This window comes from Streptomyces sp. NPDC098781 (genome assembly GCF_044759995.1).
In the GTDB taxonomy this organism is placed as follows: Bacteria; Actinomycetota; Actinomycetes; order Streptomycetales; family Streptomycetaceae; genus Streptomyces.
In genome coordinates this window covers 278,910-299,766 of record NZ_JBIWAK010000006.1, presented here as the reverse complement: position 1 = coordinate 299,766, position 20,857 = coordinate 278,910, and the positions used below count along the sequence as shown (strand labels likewise).

Here is a 20,857-nt window from a genome sequence, read left to right as displayed (position 1 = left end):
CGGGCTCAGGGGGTTGCTCAGGGGATTACCACGATGGTTCGGCCGATGGTCGCGAAGTCCCACATGGCGTCGCCGTTCGTGCGGGACTCGCGGATGCCGCCCGTCTTGAGGGTCGGGTTCGGGTTGGGGGGCGGTGTCGCGCCCTCGACGGCCGTGCTGAAGCCGATGGTCACGCCGTCCACGGTGGCGAAGCGGATGACGTGCTCGATGGGCATGCCGTCGGTGCCGGTGACCCGGTTGGAACGGGAGCCGACCGCGTAGACGCCCGTCGGCGGGTCGACCGATCCGGGGGCGACGCGGAACGTCCGCTTGACCTTGCCGGCCCGGTCGACCAGCCACACCCGGTCGTCGTCCACCGAGTACACGACCCGCTCCCCCGTACCGGACCTGGCCGGCAGCGCGTCCGGCTCCTTCTTGTCGCGGGGCACTTTGGAGGTGCTCACATCGAGTGAGCTGGCGGCTCGTGGCCTGCTCAGGTCGGGCGGGACGGTCGCCGAGGCCCGGAAAGTCAGGAAGCCGACGGTCGCCAGGGCAGCAACGGTGAGCCCCGCGACCAATCCGGAGCTGCTTGCCGCCACTGTCGTCCACCTCAGCTTTCGCATCGTTTGTCCTGATCCAGCCCGACCGTAGCAGCCGGTGACCGGAGCACCGGGACGGCGCTTCTGGAGCCGTGGGCGCCGTAGGCTGTTTGCGTGCTCTTGCTCGCTCTGGATACCGCCACCCCCGCCGTCACCGTCGCGCTGCACGACGGCACGGACGTCATCGCCTCGTCGAGCCAGGTGGACGCGCGCCGGCACGGCGAGCTGCTGCTGCCGGCCGTCGACCGCGTCCTCGCCGAGGCCGGTGTGAAACTCGACGCCGTCACCGGCATCGTCGTAGGCATCGGACCCGGCCCGTACACCGGACTGCGCGTCGGTCTGATGACCGCCGACACGTTCGGGCTCGTCCTCGGCGTCCCCGTGCACGGCCTGTGCACCCTGGACGGCCTCGCCTACGCCGCCGACATCGAGAAGGGCCCCTTCGTCGTCGCGACCGACGCCCGGCGCAAGGAGGTCTACTGGGCGCGGTACGCCGACTCCCGCACCCGGCTGACCGAGCCGGCCGTCGACCGGCCCGCCGACATCGCCGACCAGGTCGCCGGACTGCCCGCGGTCGGCGCGGGCGCGCTGCTGTACCCGGACACCTTCCCCAGCACCCACGAGCCCGAGCACGTGTCGGCGGCGGCGCTCGCGGCGCTGGCCGCCGAGAAGCTGGTGGCGGGTGAGGAACTGCCCGCGCCCCGGCCGCTGTACCTGCGCCGGCCCGACGCCCAGGTGCCCAAGAACTACAAGGTGGTCACCCCCAAGTGACCGGACCCGTGACCCCTTCCGCCGCTGTCTCCGGTCCCGTGCTGCGCGAGATGCGCTGGTGGGACATCGACTCCGTGCTGGAGCTGGAGAAGGACCTGTTCCCCGAGGACGCCTGGTCCCGGGGGATGTTCTGGTCCGAGCTGGCCCATGCGCGCGGACCCGAGGCGACCCGGCGCTATGTCGTCGCCGAGGACCCCGAACGGGTCGTGGGCTACGCCGGCCTGGCCTCCGCCGGGGACCTCGCCGACATCCAGACCATCGCCGTCGCCCGCGACCACTGGGGCACGGGCCTCGGCGGCCGCCTCCTGACCGAACTGCTGCACGCCGCGACCGCCTTCGAGTGTGCCGAAGTGATGCTGGAGTGCCGTGTGGACAACGTCCGCGCGCAGAAGCTCTACGAGCGCTTCGGCTTCGAGGCCATCGGCTTCCGGCGCGGCTACTACCAGCCGGGGAACGTGGACGCCCTCGTGATGCGACTGACCGCCCCCGAAAACTCCGTACAAGGAACCGAGATCAATGGCTGACTCGCGCGACGAACCCCTCGTCCTCGGTATCGAGACCTCCTGTGACGAGACCGGCGTCGGCATCGTCCGCGGCACCACCCTGCTCGCCGACGCCATCGCCTCCAGCGTCGACGAGCACGCCCGCTTCGGCGGCGTCGTGCCGGAGGTCGCCTCACGGGCGCACCTGGAGGCGATGGTCCCGACCATCGACCGCGCGCTGAAGGAGGCGGGCGTGAGCGCCCGTGACCTGGACGGCATCGCGGTGACGGCCGGCCCCGGCCTCGCCGGTGCCCTGCTGGTCGGCGTTTCGGCGGCGAAGGCGTACGCCTACGCGCTGGGCAAGCCGCTCTACGGCGTCAACCACCTCGCCTCCCACATCTGCGTGGACCAGCTGGAGCACGGCGCGCTGCCGGAGCCGACGATGGCGCTGCTGGTGTCGGGCGGCCACTCGTCCCTGCTGCTCTCGACGGACATCACCTCGGACGTACGGCCGCTCGGCGCGACCATCGACGACGCGGCGGGCGAGGCCTTCGACAAGATCGCCCGGGTGCTGAACCTGGGCTTCCCCGGCGGCCCGGTCATCGACCGCTACGCCCGCGAGGGCGACCCGGACGCCATCGCCTTCCCGCGCGGCCTCACCGGTCCGCGCGACCCGGCGTACGACTTCTCCTTCTCCGGCCTGAAGACCGCCGTGGCCCGCTGGATCGAGGCCAAGCGGGCGGCCGGGGAGGAGGTGCCGGTGCGTGACGTGTCGGCGTCCTTCCAGGAGGCGGTCGTCGACGTCCTGACCCGCAAGGCCGTACGGGCCTGCAAGGACGAGGGCGTCGACCACCTGATGATCGGCGGCGGTGTGGCCGCCAACTCCCGGCTGCGGGCGATGGCCCAGGAGCGGTGCGAGCGGGTCGGTATCCGACTCCGGGTACCGCGGCCGAAGTTGTGCACGGACAACGGCGCGATGGTGGCGGCCCTGGGCGCGGAGATGGTGGCGCGCAACCGGGCGGCGTCGAGCTGGGACCTGTCGGCGGACTCCTCCCTGCCGGTGACGGACCCGCACGTACCGGGAACCGCCCACTCGCACGACCATGTGCACGAGGTCAGCAAGGAGAACCTCTACTCGTGACGGTCGTCCTGATGTGGGAAGCGCGGGCGGTTCCGGGCCGGGGGGAGGAACTGCTCGCGTGGGCCGGCGCACAGGAGTTGCCCGTAGCACCACTGCGACGGGAGACGTTTCGCGCGCCGGAGGACCGGGTGCTCGTCATGACGTGGTGGGAGGCGGGCTTCGACGCCGAGCTTCCTGAGATTGCCGAGCCTGATGGGGGGCTGGTGAGTCGGGCGGTTCATCGGTGGCGGTTCGAGTCGGTGGGAGTCGAAGCGCCGGCTGTGCGGACATCAGACCGGCGCTGACACCTCCGTCTCGCACAGCAACCGCCGGTCCGGCCCCAATGCCCGTACGGCTCCGGAGAGTTCGAGCCGTGCCGAGTGCCGGACATCGGCACTGCACGCCGCCAACCGCAGCTCCAGCACACCCGGCTCCACCACCCTCCGCCCCGCCCGATCGGTGAACGACGACAGATCCGCGTGGAAGCGGAACGTCACCCGCCGCGCCTCGCCCGCTCCCAACTCGACCCGCTGATACCCGATCAGCCGCACATCCGGCCGCGTCACCGACGCCACCGGATCGTGCAGGTACAGCTGCACGACCTCGGCCCCCGCGAGCTCCCCCGTGTTGCGGACGGTGAACGAGAGGTCGTGCGTGCCGTCCGTGGTGATCTGCGTCGCCGTCCCCCGGAAGTCCTCCCACGCGAACGACGTGTACGACCGCCCGTGCCCGAAGGCGTACAACGGCGTCGGATCCAGGTTGCTCACCTCGCCCGCCAGCCCCAGCGGCGGTTGAAGGTACGTCCACGGCTGCCCCCCGGGCTCCCGCGGCACGCTCACCGGCAGTCGCCCGGACGGATTCACCCGCCCCGACAGCACCCCCGCCACCGCCGGCCCGCCCTCCTCCCCCGGGAAGAACGCCTGGACGGCTGCCGCCAAACTGCCCTGCCAGCGTCCGAGCGCGTACGGGCGGCCTGTCAGCAGGACCAGTACCACCGGGACGCCTGTTGCCACCAGCGCGTCCAGCAGCTCGCCCTGTGCTCCTGGCAGTCGTAGGTCCGTCACATCGCAGCCCTCGCCCGAGGTGCCGCGTCCGAACAGGCCCGCCCGGTCGCCCAGTACCGCCAGGCAGACATCCGCTTCCGACGCCCGGGCCACCGCCTCCGCGAAGCCGGACGTGTCGGGGGCCGAGACTCCGCAGCCCTCCGCGAACGTCACCTTGGCGTCCGGGAGTTCGGCGCGCAGCGACTCCAGGAGTGTCGGGATCTCCACTCCCATCGGCACCTCGGGGTGATGCGTGAGGACGTGGGACGGGAAGGAGTAGCAGCCGAGCATGGCCAGGGCGTCCGCCGCGCGGGGGCCGATCACCGCGACACGGGCGTCGGCGGGCAGGGGCAGGATGCCGTCGGGGTTGTCCAGCAGGACCACCGACTCCTCCGCCACCCGCCGCGCCAGCGCCCGGTTCGCGGGGGAGTCCAGGTCGATCCGGGACCCCGTGGGCTCCGGGGTCCAGTCCTCGTCCAGCAGGCCCAGCTCGCACTTCTGGAGCAGGACGCGACGGGCGGCCCGGTCCACCAAGGACTCCGGCACCTCGCCCGCCCGTACCGCCTCCACCAGCGGCTTCCCGTAGCACTTCACCGTCGGCAGCTCCACGTCGATGCCCGCCGCCAGCGCCGCGTGCGCCGCCTGGCCCGCGCTGCCCGCCACCCGGTGCAGGGTCTCCAGGAAGCCGATGCCGAAGTAGTCGGCCACGACGGTGCCGGTGAATCCCCATACCGTGCGCAGGAGTTCCGTCAGCAGCCCCGGGTCCGCCGACGCCGGCACGCCGTCCGTCTCGTTGTACGCCGCCATCACCGACCGCGCCCCGCCCTCGCGCAGCGCCATCTCGAACGGAGGCAGCGTCACGTCCGCCAGCTCCCGCACCCCCGCCCGCACCGGCGCCAGGTTCCGCGCGCCCGCCGACGACGCGTACCCGGCGAAGTGCTTCAGCGTCGCGACGACCCCGGCCGACTCCAGGCCCCGGACGTACGCCGTGCCGATCGTGCCGGTCAGATACGGGTCCTCGCCGATCGTCTCCTCGACCCGGCCCCAGCGTGGATCGCGTACGACGTCCAGGACCGGCGCGAGGCCCTGGTGGACGCCGACCGAGCGCAGGTCCCGGCCGATGCGGCGGGCCATCTCCTCGATGAGCGGGGGGTCGAAGGTGGCACCCCACGCCAGCGGGACCGGGTACGCCGTGGCCTGCCAGGCCGTGAAGCCCGCCAGGCACTCCTCGTGCGCCACCGCCGGGATGCCGAAGCGGCCCGCCTCGGCGATACGGCGCTGGGCCCGGGCCAATGCCTGCGCGCCCAGCACCGGATCCACGGGCGCGGTGCCGAAGGAGCGGGTGAGCTGGCCGAGGCCGTGGGTGATCAGCTCGGACCAGTCGTAGTCGGCGGTCATGTCGTGCTGGTGCGGGGCGACTCCCTCGGCCCGTGCCTCGCCGTCCGTCGCGGCGCCCACCCACACGCCGTACAGCTGGGCGGTCTTCTCCTCCAACGTCATCCGGGAGAGGAGGTCCTCGACGCGGGCGGCGGCGGGCAGGGCGGGGTCGCGCCAGGGGGCGGTGGTCATGAAACTCCTGTCGGGGCGGGAGGCCCGCTACGAATGTTTCGTTGTTCACCTCGAATGTTCCGGGAACCTAGGGCCGGTGAGAAGGGTTCGTCAAGAGGTCGCGCAGGGATACGATCGCCGCCATGACTGCCCCGGAGCCCGCTGAATCCCGGACGACAGCGCGGGAAACCCGTACGACGACGCGCGAAAACCGGACGACCCCGCCGCCGACCGGCCGGTCCGCCCGGACCGCGACGCTCGCCGAGATCGCCCGCGAGGCCGGCGTCTCCGCGCCGACTGTTTCGAAGGTCCTCAACGGCCGTGCCGACGTCGCCCCGGCCACCCGCACCCGTGTCGAGGGACTGCTGCGGGCCCACGGCTACCGCAGACGGCGGGCCGAAGCGAGCCGTTCTCCTCTGATCGACCTGGTCTTTCACGAGCTGGAGAGCGCCTGGGCGATGGAGGTCATCCGGGGGGTGGAGAACGTCGCCCGGGACGCGGGCCTGAGCGTCGTGCTGAGTGAGAGCGCCGGGCGGCTGACCCCGGGCAGGACATGGGCCGACCAGGTCGCCGCACGCCGACCGCACGGCGTGATCCTCGTGCTGTCCGGCCTCGACGAGTCCCAGCGCGCCCTGCTCACCAGTCGCTCGATCCCGTTCGTGGTGATGGACCCGGCGGGCGACCCGGGCGCCGACGTGCCGTCGATCGGGGCGACCAACTGGCAGGGCGGGCTCGCCGCCACCCGGCATCTCGTCGAGCTGGGGCACCGCAGGATCGGCGCGATCACCGGGCCGTCCCGGATGATGTGCAGCCGCGCCCGCGTGGACGGCTACCGCGCCGCCCTGGAGACGGCCGGACTGCCGGTCGAGCAGGACCTGGTCCGGCCCGGCGACTTCCACCACGAGACCGGTTACCGGCAGGGCCTGGAACTGTTGCGCCGCCCGGACCGGCCGACCGCCGTCTTCGCCGGCAACGACCTCCAGGCGCTCGGGCTGTACGAGGCAGCGCGCGAGCTGGGGCTGCGGATTCCCGAGGACCTGAGCGTGGTCGGGTTCGACGATCTGCCGATCGCCCGTTGGGTGGGGCCGCCGCTGACGACCGTACGGCAGCCGCTCACGGAGATGGCGGAGGCGGCGGCGAAGCTGGTCCTCGACCTCGCGGGGGCGGAGGAGGCGCCGGTGGCGACGCGGGTGGAGCTGGCGACCAGCCTGGTGGTGCGGAGCAGTACGGGGGAGCCTCCGGCGGTTTAGCGGGAGGGGGTGTTGGTGTCGCTGTACCGGCGGGTGTTTCGCGACGTCCCCAGCACCCCGGCGAAGTCAGTCGGTTACTCCGTCGAAACTTTCGAGGGTTCCCCGGCGTCCGCGTGTGGGGGCGGTGACGGCGGGATCGGACAGGGAGGGGAAGTCTGAGAATTTCCGAAGAAACGGCGTTCTGACGTTCCTGGCCGTAATAAATCGGACGTACGTTCCTGCCTGTGACGGGACTTGGCGCGAACGGGCGGGAAGCGGGCGGGGACGACGGCGGACGCGAGGGTCGGCGGGGGACCGGGCTCAGAACCGTGGGGTTTCTCCTCGCCGGCGTCCTGGTGCTCGGCGTCGCCGGGGCGGGCTGGGTCTACCGGCATCTCGACGACAACATCAAGAGCGTCGACATCAACAGCGCGCTCGGCGACAACCGCCCGCCGAGAGGGACGACCACCCCGTCCCCCTCCGCGTCCCCGCTCCACACCGGGTCCCTCAACATCCTGGTCCTGGGCTCGGATTCGCGCAGTGGCGAGGCGAACCAGGAGCTGGGCGGCGGGAGCAGCACCGGCGCCCGTTCCGACACGGCGATGGTGGTCCACCTCGACGCCGGCCGGACCCGGGCCACGGTCGTCAGCATCCCGCGCGACACCCTGGTCACCCGTCCGTCCTGCCCGCTGCCGTCGGGGGGTTCGACCCAGGTGACGTACAACTCCATGTTCAACAGCGCCTACGCGGTCGGCGGCCCCGTGTGCGCGGTCAGGACCGTCGAGTCGATCACGAACATCCGCATGGACCACTACGTCGAGATCGACTTCTCGGGCTTCGCGAAACTCGTCGACGCGCTGGGCGGCGTCACGGTCACCACGGACGAGGACATCGACGACGAGGACAGCCATCTGACCCTCGAAGCGGGCACGCACCACCTGGACGGCACCCAGGCGCTGGCGCTGGCCCGCACCCGTCACGGCATCGGCGACGGCAGCGACCTGGGCCGCATCGGCCTCCAGCAGACACTGGTGAAGGCCCTCCTGGACCGGATCTCCGCCACCAGTGTGCTCACCGACCCGGCCCGGCTCTACCGGGTCGCCGACGCGGTGACGGGCAGCCTCACGACCGACACCGGTCTGGACTCGCTGACCGAACTGACGAGTCTCGCGCGCAGTCTGACGGGGCTGTCGTCGGACGCGGTGCGGACGGTGACGATGCCCGTGACGCCCGCTCCGTCGGACCGTAACCGGGTGGTGGTCCGCGAGCAGGAGGCGGCGGAGCTGTGGGCGGCGCTGCGGTGAGAGAAAAAACTTCGAGGTATTTCGCGGAGCGTGTCGATCCGGTGGTCCGCCGATCGACGCAGGGGTGAGAGGCCGGGACCGACCCGGTCACCGAAACCCAGGAGTCACCATGCCGCGCTATCTCTCCATGATCCGTGTCGACGAGTCGGCCGCCGCCGAGGGCCCCAGCCCCGAGCTGATGCAGCGGATGGGCGAGCTGATCGAGGAGATGACCAAGGCGGGCGTCCTGCTCGACACCGCCGGGCTGACCCCGACCGCCCAGGGTTCCCGTGTGCGCTACGAGGGCGGCCAACTGTCCGTGACCGACGGGCCGTTCACCGAGGCCAAGGAGGTCGTCGGCGGGTACGCGCTCATGCAGTGCAAGGACCGGGCCGAGGCGATCGAGTGGACCAAGCGGTTCCTGAAGATCCACGAGGAGCACTGGACGATCACCTGTGAGGTGCGGGAGATCGTGGAGGGCTGAGCCGGTTCCTTGGCTCCGGCGCCGTACGGGTGTCTGATGGTGGGCTGTGGAACCGCAGCCCCAGCCCACCAAGGACAGCGCCGCCGCGACCGTCGAGACCGTCTTCCGGATCGAGTCCCCACGCGTCATCGCCGCCGTCACCCGGATGGTCCGGGACGTCGGCATCGCCGAGGAGCTGGCCCAGGACGCGCTGGTCGCCGCGCTGGAGCAGTGGCCCCGGGACGGTGTCCCGGACAACCCCGGCGCCTGGCTCATGGCCGCCGCCAAGCACCGTGCCGTGGACCTGGTCCGGCGCCGCGAGAACTACGCCCGCAAGCTCGCGGAGATCGGCCGCGACCTGGAGACGACGGCACCGCCCCAGGAGCCCTCCGACCCCGACGACATCGACGACGACCTGCTCCGCCTGGTCTTCACCACCTGCCACCCGGTGCTGTCGCCGGAGGCCCGTATCGCCCTCACCCTGCGCCTCCTCGGCGGCCTGACCACCCCGGAGATCGCCCGCGCGTTCCTGGTCCCGGAGGCGACGGTCGCCCAGCGCATCGTCCGCGCCAAGCGCACCCTCGCGACCAGGAACGTCGCCTTCGAGGTCCCGTACGGCCCCGACCGCGAGGCCCGCCTCGGCTCGGTCCTCGACGTCATCTACCTGATCTTCAACGAGGGGTACGCAGCCACGGCCGGTGACGACTGGCTGCGCCCGGCGCTGTGCGAGGACGCGCTGCGGCTGGCCCGTGTGCTCTCGGGGCTGATGCCGAAGGAGCCGGAGGTGCACGCGCTGGCCGCCCTGTTGGAGTTCCAGGCGTCCCGCGCGGCGGCCCGCACCGGCCCGTCCGGCGAACCGGTCCTCCTCAAGGACCAGAACCGCAGCCGCTGGAACCGCATGCTCATCGCCCGCGGCATCACCGCGCTGTCCCGCGCGGAGGCCACCGCCACGGGCGCCCCCGGCCCGTACGCCCTACAGGCCGCCATCGCCGCCTGCCACGCGCACGCGTACACGTACGAGGAGACCGACTGGACCTCCATCGCCACCCTCTACCGTCTGCTGGCCGCCCGATCCCCCTCGCCCGTCGTCGAGTTGAACCGCGCGGTCGCCGTCTCGATGACCGAGGGCCCGGAGCCGGCCCTGGAGATCGTCGACGCCCTCGCCGCCGAACCGGCCCTGCGGGACTACCACCTGCTCCCCAGCGTGCGGGGCGACCTGCTGCTGCGGCTCGGCCGTACGGCACAGGCGCGGGCCGAGTTCGAACGGGCGGCGGCGCTGACCCGGAACGCGGCGGAGCGGGAGATGTTGTTGCGCCGGGCCGGGGAGACCGCGTAGCTCAGACCGGCCGTCCGACCAGCATCGTCGGCGCTCCCGCCACCCGGGTCAGGAACACCGTCGCCGAGTTCGGCCCCTGCGGCTTGACCTTCTTGCGCAGCTCCTCCGGTTCCACGGCGGAGCCGCGCTTCTTGACGGTGAGGATGCCGACCTCGCGCTCACGCAGGAGCGCCTTCAACTTCTTGACGTTGAAGGGCAGTCGGTCGGTGATCTCGTAAGCCGTCGCGTACGGCGTCTGCCGGGGCTCGTCCGCCGTGACGTACGCGATGGTCGCGTCGATCAGGCCGCCGTCCAGGTGCTCGGCGACCTCGGCGACCAGATGGGCGCGGATGACGGCGCCGTCGGGTTCGTACAAGTACCGGCCGACGGGCCGGACCTCGGGGTCGGGAAGGCCACGGGAGAGCAGGGAGCGTGGGCCCGGCAGCAGGGTGGCCCGCACGGCGCCGGGCTGGGTGCCGAGGCCGGTGTCGGCACCGGCGCAGAACCACAGCACGGCCTCCTTCACGTCCCCGCCGTCCGAGATCCACTCGGCGCCGGCGTCGTCGGGGATCGCCTCGTGGGGGATGCCGGGCGCGATCTTCAGCGCGGCGCGGGGGGCCGTGCGGGCCGCTTCGACGGCCCACGACAGGGGTGGTGAGTACGCCTCGGGGTCGAAGATCCGACCCCGGCCGCCGCGTCGGGCGGGGTCGACGAAGACGGCGTCGTAGCCACTCGTGTCCACCTCGGTGACGTCGGCCTCCCGCACCTCGACGAGGTCGTCGAGCCCGAGGCTCGCCACATTCGCCCGCGCCACCTCCGCCGTCAACGGATCCCGGTCCACCGCCAGCACCCGGATCCCGGCCCGCGCCAGTGCGATCGCGTCGCCCCCGATCCCGCAGCACAGGTCCGCGACGGACCGCACCCCTGCCGCGCGGAAGCACTCGGCCCGGTACGCCGCGACACTCGCCCGCGTCGACTGCTCCACCCCGTTCGGCGTGAAGAACATCCGCCCCGCGTCCGCCGCCCCGAACTTCGCCACCGCCCGCTGCCGCAACCGCGCCTGCCCGAGCGCCGCCGACACCAGCTCGACGGGGTGCTCGCGGCGCAGCCGGGTGGCGACGGCGAGCTCGTCGGCGGGGTCGGTGTCACGGACGACGTCGAGGAGGGCGCGGCCCTCGGGGGCGAGGAGGGCGGAGAAGGCGGCGAGATGGTCGTTCACCGAGTCATTGTCGGCCAGCCGGGGGACTGACCGCTCACTGCGGGGCGGCGGCGGGCCTTTGGCCGGCCTTGGGCGGTGGGTGACGGACCCTCGGGTGTCTTGGGCCGGGGTGGGGTGCTGGTGGTCTTGGGCTGGGCTGGGCGGGGAGGTGGGCGTTGGTGTCGGGTCGGGCGGGGTGCCGTTCGTCGGCTTCGGGCCACGTGGGCGTCGCGCCTGCTACCGCGTGGGGCGCGCCGCGCGGTCACTCGTCTCAGGTCAAGCGGGGGCTGCTGCTCGCCGGCTCCGGGCCGAGTGGCGTACGGCCCGTTCCCCCCGGGGGCCACGCCGCGCGGCCGCTTGTCTCGGGCCAAGCGGGGTGCGGCCCGCGCCCGTTCGCCCGCGCGATGAACCGCGAGTTCGCCAGGCCAGGCGGAGTGCGCCCGCCGACTTCGGACGACACCGAGCCCCGCCCAGTCACCCACAGCCCTGGCCGCGTACCCCGCACGCTCCTCGCCCCCTCAGACCACCCCGCGCCCTACCCACCCCACCCCCCTATCGGCCACTCGGTGGATGGTCCCCCGCCCACGGCGGTGTCGGCGTCGGTTCGGGGTGGGAGCCTGCCAAGATCCGGCTCCATGCGACTAGTAGTACAAAATGACAAAAGCATCCGATATGGGGCATCCGGCAAGGCGCGCCGTCGGTGGACGACCCGCCGCGCCCGCCTCCACGGCGTCCTCGCGGTGCTGGCCGCCGGCGTGGTCGTCTCCGGCTGTGCGCAGCCCGGTGGAGTGGGAACCGGGAGCGGCACCGGGGCCGGTGGTGGGTCACAGGCCGCGGGGCCCACCGCGAGCCGGCCGCCGCTCAAGGCACCGCCCCCGGCGACCACTCCGGACCCGCAGGCCAAGAAGGCCCAGTCGGCGCAGGAGGCCCGGACCGCCCGGATCGCGGCCGCCCGGCGGTGGCGTCTGGACAGCGTGCCGCTCACGGCGCCGCCGCCCCCCGTGAATAAGCCCGAGATCACCACCCGCGACGGCTTCGAGGTCGACGGCCACGACGAACTCGGTCTCCCGCCCGTCTTCACGACCGTCCCGACCAAGCAGCGGGTCGTCTTCCTCACCATCGACGACGGTGCCGAGAAGGACCCGACGTTCCTGCGGATGATGAACGACCTCCAGGTGCCGTACACCGCCTTCCTCAGCAACTACCTGATCAAGGAGGACTACGGCTACTTCAGGCGGATGCAGCGCGACGGCGTCGTCCTGAACAACCACACCCTCCACCACCCCTACCTCCCGGCCCTCTCCTACCGCCGCCAGCAGCACGAGATCTGCGGCATGCAGGAGGTCATCGAGGAGCGCTACGGCAAGCGCCCACTGCTCTTCCGCCCGCCCTACGGCAACTACGACCGGGACAGCCTGCGGGCCGCCAAGTCCTGCGGCATCGAGTACGTCCCGCTGTGGAACGAGGAGGTCTTCGTCGACCACTGGGAGTACCGCGAGTGGGACCGGAAGATCCGACCGGGTGACATCGTGCTCAGTCACTTCCGGGGCCGGGAGGACTGGAAGGGCACAATGCCCGACATGATCCGCCGGTTCCTGAACAAGGTGACGGCCGAGGGGTACGCGGTGGCCCGGCTGGAGGACTACCTGTGAGGTCGGCGCCGGGGGCGCGGGCACTCGCGGCGGCGCTCCTGGCGTACGCCCTCCTCGCCGGCTGTGCGACCGGTTCGGCCGACCCGCGCGAGCAAACGGCACGGTCGGCCAAGAACCCGACGCGCACGGCACAGCCGTACCGCCACTGGGGCCTGACCGCCCCGCTGCCCGCACCCCCGGCCCCGCCCGCCCGCAGACAGGTGCGGTCGGGCGGCGACCCGCTGCCCGTCGTGCAGCGCGTCCCCACCCGTCACCAGGTCGTCTTCCTCACCTACGACGACGGCGCCGAGAAGGACCCCCGGTTCATCGACCTGGTCCGGGAACTGCGGCTGCCCGTCAGCATGTTCCTCACGGACAGCGTGGTCGGCCCGGGCTACGGCCACTTCGCGCGCCTGCGCTCGGTCGGCGCGTCGATCCAGAACCACACCCTCGACCACGCCGCCCTGCGCGGACTGCCGTACGCCGGCCAGCGCGCGGAGATCTGCGGCCAGCAGAACAAGCTCGGGTCCCGCTTCGGCATCCGCCCCCGCCTCTTCCGCCCGCCCTACGGCACGTACGACGACACCACGCTCCGCGCGGCGGCCGACTGCGGTGTGACGGCGGTCGTGCTGTGGCGGGCCGCGGTGGAGGGCGACGGCGAACTGACGTACGCGAAGGGCGCCGCCCGGCTGCTCCCCGGCGACATCGTGTCCATCCCATCGGGTGAGCCGGCGGGGCTGAGTCTGAGGGAACGCACGACGAGGCTGCTGCGGGAGATCCAGGAGCGAGGACTGACGGTGGGCCGCTTGGAGGACTACATCTGACGGAACTTTCCGTGCCGGCCCAGGCAATCTCAGCCCGTCCGGCGTTTGAGGACGAGGCCGTTCAGGCCGAGGGCGGGGGTCTGGGGGCGGCAGGGCCCCAGTGCGGCCACGGCAACACCGGTCACCGGAAGCACCGGTCACCCGTTCGCGGCACAGCCGGCGCAGCGAATTAGCAGTCCGCTTGACCGAGTGCTAATCACGGTCATAGTCTCGGGTCTGGCACTCCCCACTGGAGAGTGCCAACTACGCGACGGGCAGGTCCGGCACCCGCGACGACGGATCCACCTGGTCGCCACCTCAGACAGTTAACCCCGTGAGATCTCCGAAGGGGGAGGTCGGATCGTGACGACCACCAGCTCCAAGGTTGCCATCAAGCCGCTCGAGGACCGCATTGTGGTCCAGCCGCTCGACGCCGAGCAGACCACCGCCTCTGGCCTGGTCATCCCGGACACCGCCAAGGAGAAGCCCCAGGAGGGCGTCATCCTGGCCGTGGGCCCGGGTCGCTTCGAGAACGGCGAGCGCCTTCCGCTCGACGTGAAGGTCGGCGACATCGTGCTGTACAGCAAGTACGGCGGCACCGAGGTGAAGTACAACGGCGAGGAGTACCTCGTCCTCTCGTCCCGCGACGTGCTCGCGGTCATCGAGAAGTAAGACACCTCAAGCATTTTGCTTCCAGCTGCGCCCCTGGCCCCCGCGACCACATAAGAAGCCGGGCGCCCGGGGCGCAGTGTCTTTTTAACCCACAGATTTCGAGAGGGCTCCCGCTGTCATGGCGAAGATCCTGAAGTTCGACGAGGACGCCCGTCGCGCCCTCGAGCGCGGCGTCAACAAGCTGGCCGACACGGTCAAGGTGACGATCGGCCCCAAGGGCCGCAACGTCGTCATCGACAAGAAGTTCGGCGCGCCCACCATCACCAACGACGGTGTCACGATCGCCCGTGAGGTCGAGGTCGAGGACCCGTACGAGAACCTCGGTGCCCAGCTGGTGAAGGAGGTGGCGACCAAGACCAACGACATCGCGGGTGACGGTACGACCACCGCCACCGTGCTGGCCCAGGCGCTGGTGCGCGAGGGCCTCAAGAACGTCGCCGCGGGTGCTTCCCCGGCGCTGCTGAAGAAGGGCATCGACGCGGCCGTGGCCGCGGTCTCCGAGGAGCTCCTCGCGACCGCCCGCCCGATCGACGAGAAGTCCGACATCGCCGCCGTCGCCGGTCTGTCCGCCCAGGACACCCAGGTCGGCGAGCTCATCGCCGAGGCGATGGACAAGGTCGGCAAGGACGGTGTCATCACCGTCGAGGAGTCCAACACCTTCGGTCTGGAGCTGGACTTCACCGAGGGCATGGCCTTCGACAAGGGCTACCTGTCGCCGTACTTCGTGACGGACCAGGAGCGCATGGAGGCGGTCCTGGAGGACCCCTACATCCTCATCAACCAGGGCAAGATCTCCTCCATCGCGGACCTGCTGCCGCTGCTGGAGAAGGTCATCCAGGCCGGTGCCTCCAAGCCGCTGCTGATCATCGCCGAGGACGTCGACGGCGAGGCCCTGTCGACCCTGGTCGTGAACAAGATCCGCGGCACCTTCAACGCGGTCGCCGTCAAGGCCCCCGGCTTCGGTGACCGCCGCAAGGCGATGCTCCAGGACATGGCGACCCTCACCGGCGCCACGGTCATCTCCGAGGAGGTCGGCCTCAAGCTCGACCAGGTCGGCCTGGAGGTGCTCGGTTCCGCTCGCCGGATCACCGTCACCAAGGACGACACCACGATCGTCGACGGCGCCGGCAAGTCCGAGGACGTCCACGGCCGCGTCGCCCAGATCAAGGCCGAGATCGAGAACACCGACTCCGACTGGGACCGCGAGAAGCTCCAGGAGCGCCTCGCGAAGCTGGCCGGCGGCGTGTGCGTGATCAAGGTCGGCGCCGCCACCGAGGTGGAGCTGAAGGAGAAGAAGCACCGTCTGGAGGACGCCATCTCCGCGACCCGCGCCGCGGTCGAGGAGGGCATCGTCTCCGGTGGTGGCTCCGCTCTGGTCCACGCCGTGAAGGTCCTCGAGGGCAACCTCGACAAGACCGGCGACGAGGCCACCGGTGTCGCGGTCGTCCGCAAGGCCGCCGTCGAGCCGCTGCGCTGGATCGCCGAGAACGCCGGCCTCGAGGGCTACGTCATCACCTCCAAGGTCGCCGAGCTCGACAAGGGCCAGGGCTTCAACGCCGCGACCGGCGAGTACGGCGACCTGGTCAAGGCCGGCGTCATCGACCCGGTCAAGGTCACCCGCTCCGCCCTGGAGAACGCCGCCTCCATCGCCTCCCTGCTTCTGACGACCGAGACCCTGGTCGTCGAGAAGAAGGAAGAGGAGGAGCCGGCGGCCGGTGGCCACGGCCACGGGCACGCCCACTGAGCCCAGTCGCTCGGACGCTCGTAGAAGGCCCCGGTCCCGCACCTGTGTGCGGGACCGGGGCCTTCCCCTTCGCGGGCTTCACCGACCGAGTACCCCCAGCTGCTCAAGCAGTCCCGCCCGGTCGTAGAGCCAGTGGCCCTCGCAGATCCGTCCGCCCCGGAACCGCTGCCAGGTCATGCCCCGCATGGTGACCGCCTGTCCGGTCGCCGGAATCCCGAGGAAGTCTCCCGTGTGCCGCGCGGCCCATGTCCACCGTGTGCACACCTGCTCGCCCTGAGCCAGCTGGTCGTCGATCCGGAACGTGAAGTCGAAGGCGGCCCGCCAGTCCGTGTACTGCTCCCGCAGCCCTTCGACGCCCTGCACCGGCTGCGGATACGACGGATCGTGATCCACGTAGTCCTCGGTGAGATGGTCGCCGATCCGCTCCGGCGCCATCATCCCCATCTGCTCGAAGAAGGCCCGCGCGGCGAGCATGTTCAGCTGCTCGTCCCGCACGACGTCGAGATCGGTGAACGTCGGCGTCTCGTCGCAGAGCGCGACCATCTCCTGGAAGATCCGGTCGGTCTCGGGAAGACTCGAATTGCGCATCGCCTCCTCGTACGAGGCGAACTCCACGATCTCGACGAAGTGCGCCGGGTCGGACCGGTCCATCCCGATGATGTCGTGCGTCGCCGTCCGCTTCCCCTTGGTCTGCTCGACCCACCTGTCCATCAGCCGGTTCATCTCGTCGAACCGGCTCGTTCTACAGCCGATGAGCTGTACGAAGGTCATGACGCCGTCGCCTCCCGGGTGCCCTGGGTGGGGACAGCACCATTCTCCTCGCGGACGGGAGGCCCTGCCTGTCGAAGCGTCCTACTGCGGCCCGTACTTCCGTCCCGTCTTGGACGTGATCCCGCCGAGCATCCCCCGGGGCACCAACTTCGCCGCCCCCAGCAGCACCTTGTACCGGGGATCCGGGATCGACACCGACTTGCCCCGCGCCAGATCGCCGAGCGCCGCGGCCACCAGTTTGTCCGCGTCCAGCCACATCCACCCCGGGATGTTGTCCGTCCCCATCCCGGCCCGCTCATGGAACTCGGTGCGCACGAACCCGGGGCACAGCACCATCAACCGCACCCCGCTCCCGGCCAGATCCCGGGCCGCCCCCTGCGTGAACTGCACGACCCACGCCTTGGAGGCGCCGTACGTCCCGCGCGGTACGAAGGCCGCCACGGACGCGACGTTCACGACGCCGCCCCGCCCGCGCTCGCGCATCGCCTCCGCCGCGGCGGACGTCAGGCGCAGTACGGCCTCGCAGTGCACCTTGAGCATCTTGAGCTCGTCGGCCATGGAGACGTCGAGGTAACGGCCCTTGTTGCCGAAGCCGGCGTTGTTGATCAGCAGGTCGACGGGGTTCCGGCGGTCGCCGAGGCGGGCGGCGACGGACTCGATGCCGGTGTCCTCGGCGAGGTCGGCGGTGAGCACCTCGGCCTCGATGCCATGCCGGTCGTGCAGTTCGGTCGCCTGTTCGCGCAGCCGCTTGGTGTCCCGGGCGACCAGGACGAGATCGTGCCCGTCGGCGGCCAGCCGCCGCGCGAAGGCGGCGCCGATACCCGCGGTCGAACCCGTAATCAATGCCGTTGTCATGGCGCAAGGTTAGTGACCTGGACTGTGTGCATCCGTTTGCTGCACACGGCCTCCCGATCGGTGAAGCGCCCGCGAAGACCGGTGCCGTGAGCGGTCATCGGACACCGACGGGTGACGTGCCGTCAGGACCCGTGCTGGGCTGCGTACTTGTGGGCCGCCTCCAGCGACTCCGGATGCAGCGCGGCCCCGGCCGCCAACAGCCGTGGCAGCAGCGCCCGCTCCGTCGTGACCGCCCGGAACTGAAGCGCGACCGTCACGTCGTGGTCCGGCCGGTGAACGATCTCCACCGCGTCACCCGCCCGGATCTCGCCCGGCTCAATGACGCGCAGGTAGGCGCCCGGCGCGGCCTTCGCCGTGAACCGCTTCACCCACTGCTTCTCACCCACATGGCCCTGGAACGTACGACAGGGAATGCGACCGGACGTGACCTCCAGCACCACCACACCCCCGATCCGCCAGCGCTCGCCGATCAGCGCGCCGGACACGTCGAGGCCCGAGGTCGTCAGGTTCTCGCCGAAGCCGCCGTTCGTCAGCGGCCGCCCCAGCTCGCGCTCCCATGCGTCCAGGTCCTCACGCGCCACCGCGTACACGGCCTGGTCATCGCCGCCGTGATGGCGCAGGCTGCACACCGTGTCCCCGGCCACACCGCTTCCCCCGGTCCCCTTGGGCCCGGGTGCCGCCACCCGCACCGGTCCGTCGAACGGCTGCTTGTCTATCCCGGTCACACCCTCGGGGTGGTCGGTGTAGGGCGCGGACTTGCGGTGCCCCAGGTTCACTGACAGAAGCTTCATGACGGCACGGTAGGCGACCGGTGGTCAAAGCGTCCACGCATTATCCGGCGCTTTGTCCAAGGTTCCCTTATGCTCGATGGCGTGATCGAGGCTCGTCATCTCCGTGTGCTGCGCGCCGTCGCCGCCAGTGGCTCCTTCTCCGCGGCGGGGCGCGAACTGGGCTGCACCCAGCCCGCCGTCAGCCAGCAGATGAAGGCGCTGGAGGCATCCGTCGGCACGCCCCTGCTGGTCCGCACCGGGCGCGAGATGCGGCTGACCCAGGCCGGCGAGGCGCTGGTGCGGCACGCGTCCGGGATCCTGGCCGGGCTCACCGCCGCCGAGGAGGAGGTCGCCGCCATCGCCGGACTGCGGGCCGGCCGCGTCCGGCTCGTCTCCTTCCCCAGCGGCAGCTCCACCCTCGTCCCGACCGCCCTCGCCGCCCTGCGCGCCGCACACCCCGGCACCCGTGTCTCCCTGGAGGAGGCCGAGCCGCCGAGGTCGGTCGAGCTGCTGCGCGAGGGGGACTGCGATGTGGCGCTCGCGTTCCGCTACGAAGGGGCGGCGCAGGAAGGGGAGTGGGACGACCTCGTCGTACGTCCCCTGCTGACGGACCGTCTCATCGGCCTCGTACCGGAACGGCATCGGCTCGCCCGCGCCGGGTCGGTCGCCATCGGGGAACTCGCGGCCGAGCCCTGGATCGCCGGATGCCCGCGCTGCCGGGGACAGCTGGTCGAGGTGTGCGAGAGCGCCGGCTTCACGCCCCGCATCGACTTCGCCACCGACGACTACCCGGCCGTCGTGGGTCTGGTGGGCGCCGGCCTCGGCGTGGCCGTCCTGCCCCAGCTGGCCGTCGAGTCCGTACGGCCGCGAGGGGCGCGCATGCTGACCCTGGAACCGGCCGTCCGCCGGGAGATCGTCGCGCTCACCCTGCCCGACCTGGCGCAGGTGCCCGCTGTCGCGGCGACGCTGGAACAACTGGCGCGAGCCGCCGCCCGCTAGCCACCGGCCCAGAAGGAAGGGCACGCGCGCGCGTGCCCTGATGTGCAGAAACGTTCCTTCAGGTGTTCGGACCGGCCTCGCCGCTGGCTGTCGATGCCGACACCAGCCGGTTGCGCGCCCGCCCCATGAGCTCCTCGCGCTCGTCCTCGGTCAAGCCGCCCCACACGCCGTACGGTTCGCGTACCGCCAGCGCGTGCGCCGCGCACTGCGCGCGAACCGGGCACCTCATGCAGACCTCCTTGGCCGAGTTCTCTCGAGCGCTCCGAGCCGCACCGCGCTCGCCCTCCGGATGAAAGAACAGCGAACTGTCCACCCCGCGACAAGCAGCCAGCAGCTGCCAGTCCCACAGGTCCGCGTTCGGTCCGGGAAGGCGGGAGAAATCTGCCATTGCGTGACCCCTTGTAGCCGTTCTGGGCGGATACGGTGTCTACGACCGTACATCTACGATCTAAGGAGATGAAAATATGACTCATTGCGAATCTAGCTCCAAACGCCAAGAAACGGGAAGAAAAAGGGCTGAATGGGGCATGGGTTGTGATGAAACATTGAGGGTCCGCCGTGCATGTCTGCCCCGTGTCCGTCCCCTCACGTAGAGTGCCGAAGACAGCGCATGCCCCCGTAACTCTTTCGAGTGACCGTCGTTGAGAGGGCGGAGGCGGTTGAAACAACAAGCGCTCGGGCAGGCGTCCGAGACGGTCGACCGCACAGGTGACGATTTCGTACCAGCCTGGAGGCTCAAGGTGACGTGCATCAGCTGCGGAGGGCGGCCATGACATCCGTCCTCGTCTGCGACGACTCCCCGCTTGCCCGAGAGGCGCTCCGCCGCGCGGTCGCGACCGTGCCCGGCGTCGAGCGTGTGACGACGGCGGCCAACGGCGAGGAAGTCCTCCGCCGCTGGGGCGCCGACCGCTCGGACCTGATCCTTATGGACGTACGCATGCCCGGCCTGGGCGGCGTCGAGACCGTCCGGCGGCTGCTGTCCGCCGACCCCGGTGCGCGCATCATCATGCTCACCGTCGCCGAGGACCTGGACGGCGTGGCCCTCGCGGTCGCCGCCGGTGCCCGCGGCTATCTGCACAAGGACGCCTCGCGCGCCGAGCTGCGCGCCACGGTGACCCAGGCGCTGGCCGACCCCACCTGGCGGCTCGCCCCGCGCCGGCTGCGTTCCGCCGAGATGGGTGCCGCCCCGACGCTCACCGCGCGTGAGATCCAGGTGCTGGAGGGCATGAGTCACGGCCGCTCCAACGCCGAGATCGGCCGTGAGCTCTTTCTCTCCGAGGACACCGTCAAGACGCACGCCCGGCGGCTGTTCAAGAAGCTCGGTGCGTCGGACCGGGCGCACGCGGTCGCGCTCGGCTTCCGCTGGGGTCTGGTGCGCTAGTCGCTCCATCGGAGTGCCGCGTCGTGGCGTCCGGCGGCCGCTGGTTCGTCCCGCCGGCTGGTCATGCACACGCGGCGCCGGCCGCAGATCGTTGCAGTCCCGCGCCCCTTCGGGGGCGCGGCTGCGGGGTCGGTCAACCGGTCCTGTCGGAGCCCGATGCTCGTTTCGCCGCGGATGCCGCATCCTTGAGATGTGGAGTCT

At 71.2% G+C, this 20,857-nt stretch carries 21 protein-coding genes; 14 read left to right on the top strand and 7 right to left on the bottom strand.

From position 1 onward, the window contains the following. Positions 1-17: 17 nt before the first annotated feature. Positions 18-578: a hypothetical protein gene (locus tag ACIQWG_RS25680; RefSeq protein WP_404099949.1), complete on the bottom strand. Its 561-nt coding sequence runs from the start codon at positions 576-578 to the stop codon at positions 18-20. A 114-nt stretch (positions 579-692) separates the two neighbouring features. Here ACIQWG_RS25680 and tsaB point away from each other — a divergent pair, with 114 nt between their 5' ends. The 4 genes from tsaB to ACIQWG_RS25660 are packed head-to-tail and all read left to right on the top strand — an operon-like array spanning position 693 to position 3,256. Then, positions 693-1,349, top strand: coding sequence for a tRNA (adenosine(37)-N6)-threonylcarbamoyltransferase complex dimerization subunit type 1 TsaB (gene tsaB, locus ACIQWG_RS25675; RefSeq protein WP_404099947.1), 657 nt, complete (start codon positions 693-695; stop codon positions 1,347-1,349). A 50-nt stretch (positions 1,350-1,399) separates the two neighbouring features. Continuing rightward, the gene (gene rimI / locus ACIQWG_RS25670) at positions 1,400-1,873 is read left to right on the top strand and encodes a ribosomal protein S18-alanine N-acetyltransferase (RefSeq protein WP_404100368.1); all 474 of its coding nucleotides are present in this window, start codon (positions 1,400-1,402) and stop codon (positions 1,871-1,873) included. After that, positions 1,866-2,972, top strand: coding sequence for a tRNA (adenosine(37)-N6)-threonylcarbamoyltransferase complex transferase subunit TsaD (tsaD, locus tag ACIQWG_RS25665; RefSeq protein ID WP_404099945.1), 1,107 nt, complete (start codon positions 1,866-1,868; stop codon positions 2,970-2,972). The genes rimI and tsaD overlap by 8 nt, the downstream gene beginning before the upstream one ends. After that, positions 2,969-3,256 (top strand): hypothetical protein, encoded by a 288-nt coding sequence (locus ACIQWG_RS25660; protein ID WP_404099943.1) that lies wholly within the window; start codon positions 2,969-2,971, stop codon positions 3,254-3,256. The genes tsaD and ACIQWG_RS25660 overlap by 4 nt, the downstream gene beginning before the upstream one ends. Here the strand turns inward: ACIQWG_RS25660 and ACIQWG_RS25655 are convergent. Next, positions 3,242-5,563: a glycoside hydrolase family 3 N-terminal domain-containing protein gene (locus tag ACIQWG_RS25655; protein WP_404099941.1), complete on the bottom strand. Its 2,322-nt coding sequence runs from the start codon at positions 5,561-5,563 to the stop codon at positions 3,242-3,244. The genes ACIQWG_RS25660 and ACIQWG_RS25655 overlap by 15 nt on opposite strands. Before the next feature lie 122 nt (positions 5,564-5,685). Between ACIQWG_RS25655 and ACIQWG_RS25650 the strand changes: the two genes are divergently transcribed. From ACIQWG_RS25650 to ACIQWG_RS25635, 4 genes are all read left to right on the top strand, one after another. After that, positions 5,686-6,792, top strand: coding sequence for a LacI family DNA-binding transcriptional regulator (locus ACIQWG_RS25650; RefSeq protein WP_404099939.1), 1,107 nt, complete (start codon positions 5,686-5,688; stop codon positions 6,790-6,792). Between the two features lie 224 nt (positions 6,793-7,016). Continuing rightward, positions 7,017-8,075 (top strand): LCP family protein, encoded by a 1,059-nt coding sequence (locus ACIQWG_RS25645; protein WP_404099937.1) that lies wholly within the window; start codon positions 7,017-7,019, stop codon positions 8,073-8,075. Positions 8,076-8,184: 109 nt separating this feature from the next. Then, complete coding sequence (locus tag ACIQWG_RS25640; protein ID WP_404099935.1) at positions 8,185-8,538, top strand: YciI family protein; 354 nt, start codon at positions 8,185-8,187, stop codon at positions 8,536-8,538. A 46-nt stretch (positions 8,539-8,584) separates the two neighbouring features. Further along, on the top strand, positions 8,585-9,853 hold the full coding sequence (locus tag ACIQWG_RS25635) for an RNA polymerase sigma factor (protein ID WP_404099933.1): 1,269 nt from the start codon (positions 8,585-8,587) through the stop codon (positions 9,851-9,853). 1 nt (position 9,854) lies between these two features. Here the strand turns inward: ACIQWG_RS25635 and ACIQWG_RS25630 are convergent, their stop codons facing one another. Continuing rightward, the gene (locus tag ACIQWG_RS25630) at positions 9,855-11,069 is read right to left on the bottom strand and encodes a methyltransferase domain-containing protein (protein ID WP_404100366.1); all 1,215 of its coding nucleotides are present in this window, start codon (positions 11,067-11,069) and stop codon (positions 9,855-9,857) included. A gap of 596 nt (positions 11,070-11,665) precedes the next feature. Here ACIQWG_RS25630 and ACIQWG_RS25625 point away from each other — a divergent pair. The 4 genes from ACIQWG_RS25625 (at position 11,666) to groL (ending at position 15,880) form a co-directional block, all read left to right on the top strand. Beyond that, positions 11,666-12,682, top strand: coding sequence for a polysaccharide deacetylase family protein (locus tag ACIQWG_RS25625; protein WP_404099931.1), 1,017 nt, complete (start codon positions 11,666-11,668; stop codon positions 12,680-12,682). Continuing rightward, entirely contained in the window at positions 12,679-13,485 is an 807-nt protein-coding gene (locus ACIQWG_RS25620; RefSeq protein WP_404099929.1) for a polysaccharide deacetylase family protein, read from the top strand. Before ACIQWG_RS25625 ends, ACIQWG_RS25620 begins: the two co-directional genes overlap by 4 nt. A 342-nt stretch (positions 13,486-13,827) precedes the next feature. Then, positions 13,828-14,136, top strand: coding sequence for a co-chaperone GroES (gene groES / locus ACIQWG_RS25615; RefSeq protein WP_013001368.1), 309 nt, complete (start codon positions 13,828-13,830; stop codon positions 14,134-14,136). Between the two features lie 118 nt (positions 14,137-14,254). Then, positions 14,255-15,880, top strand: a complete 1,626-nt coding sequence (gene groL, locus ACIQWG_RS25610) for a chaperonin GroEL (protein ID WP_404099927.1) — start codon at positions 14,255-14,257, stop codon at positions 15,878-15,880. A gap of 78 nt (positions 15,881-15,958) precedes the next feature. Here groL and ACIQWG_RS25605 read toward each other — a convergent pair whose 3' ends face one another. From ACIQWG_RS25605 to ACIQWG_RS25595, 3 genes are all read right to left on the bottom strand, one after another. Further along, positions 15,959-16,651, bottom strand: a complete 693-nt coding sequence (locus ACIQWG_RS25605; RefSeq protein WP_404099925.1) for an ester cyclase — start codon at positions 16,649-16,651, stop codon at positions 15,959-15,961. Between the two features lie 81 nt (positions 16,652-16,732). Next, the gene (locus ACIQWG_RS25600; protein ID WP_404099923.1) at positions 16,733-17,506 is read right to left on the bottom strand and encodes an SDR family NAD(P)-dependent oxidoreductase; all 774 of its coding nucleotides are present in this window, start codon (positions 17,504-17,506) and stop codon (positions 16,733-16,735) included. A 122-nt stretch (positions 17,507-17,628) separates the two neighbouring features. Beyond that, on the bottom strand, positions 17,629-18,297 hold the full coding sequence (locus tag ACIQWG_RS25595; RefSeq protein WP_404099921.1) for an MOSC domain-containing protein: 669 nt from the start codon (positions 18,295-18,297) through the stop codon (positions 17,629-17,631). An 81-nt stretch (positions 18,298-18,378) separates the two neighbouring features. Here ACIQWG_RS25595 and ACIQWG_RS25590 point away from each other — a divergent pair, with 81 nt between their 5' ends. Then, positions 18,379-19,275, top strand: coding sequence for a LysR family transcriptional regulator (locus ACIQWG_RS25590; RefSeq protein WP_404099919.1), 897 nt, complete (start codon positions 18,379-18,381; stop codon positions 19,273-19,275). A gap of 58 nt (positions 19,276-19,333) precedes the next feature. Here the strand turns inward: ACIQWG_RS25590 and ACIQWG_RS25585 are convergent, their stop codons facing one another. Beyond that, positions 19,334-19,663 (bottom strand): WhiB family transcriptional regulator, encoded by a 330-nt coding sequence (locus tag ACIQWG_RS25585; RefSeq protein WP_404099917.1) that lies wholly within the window; start codon positions 19,661-19,663, stop codon positions 19,334-19,336. Positions 19,664-20,044: 381 nt separating this feature from the next. Here ACIQWG_RS25585 and ACIQWG_RS25580 point away from each other — a divergent pair, with 381 nt between their 5' ends. Further along, positions 20,045-20,656 (top strand): response regulator transcription factor, encoded by a 612-nt coding sequence (locus tag ACIQWG_RS25580; RefSeq protein WP_003948568.1) that lies wholly within the window; start codon positions 20,045-20,047, stop codon positions 20,654-20,656. Positions 20,657-20,857 lie beyond the last annotated feature (201 nt).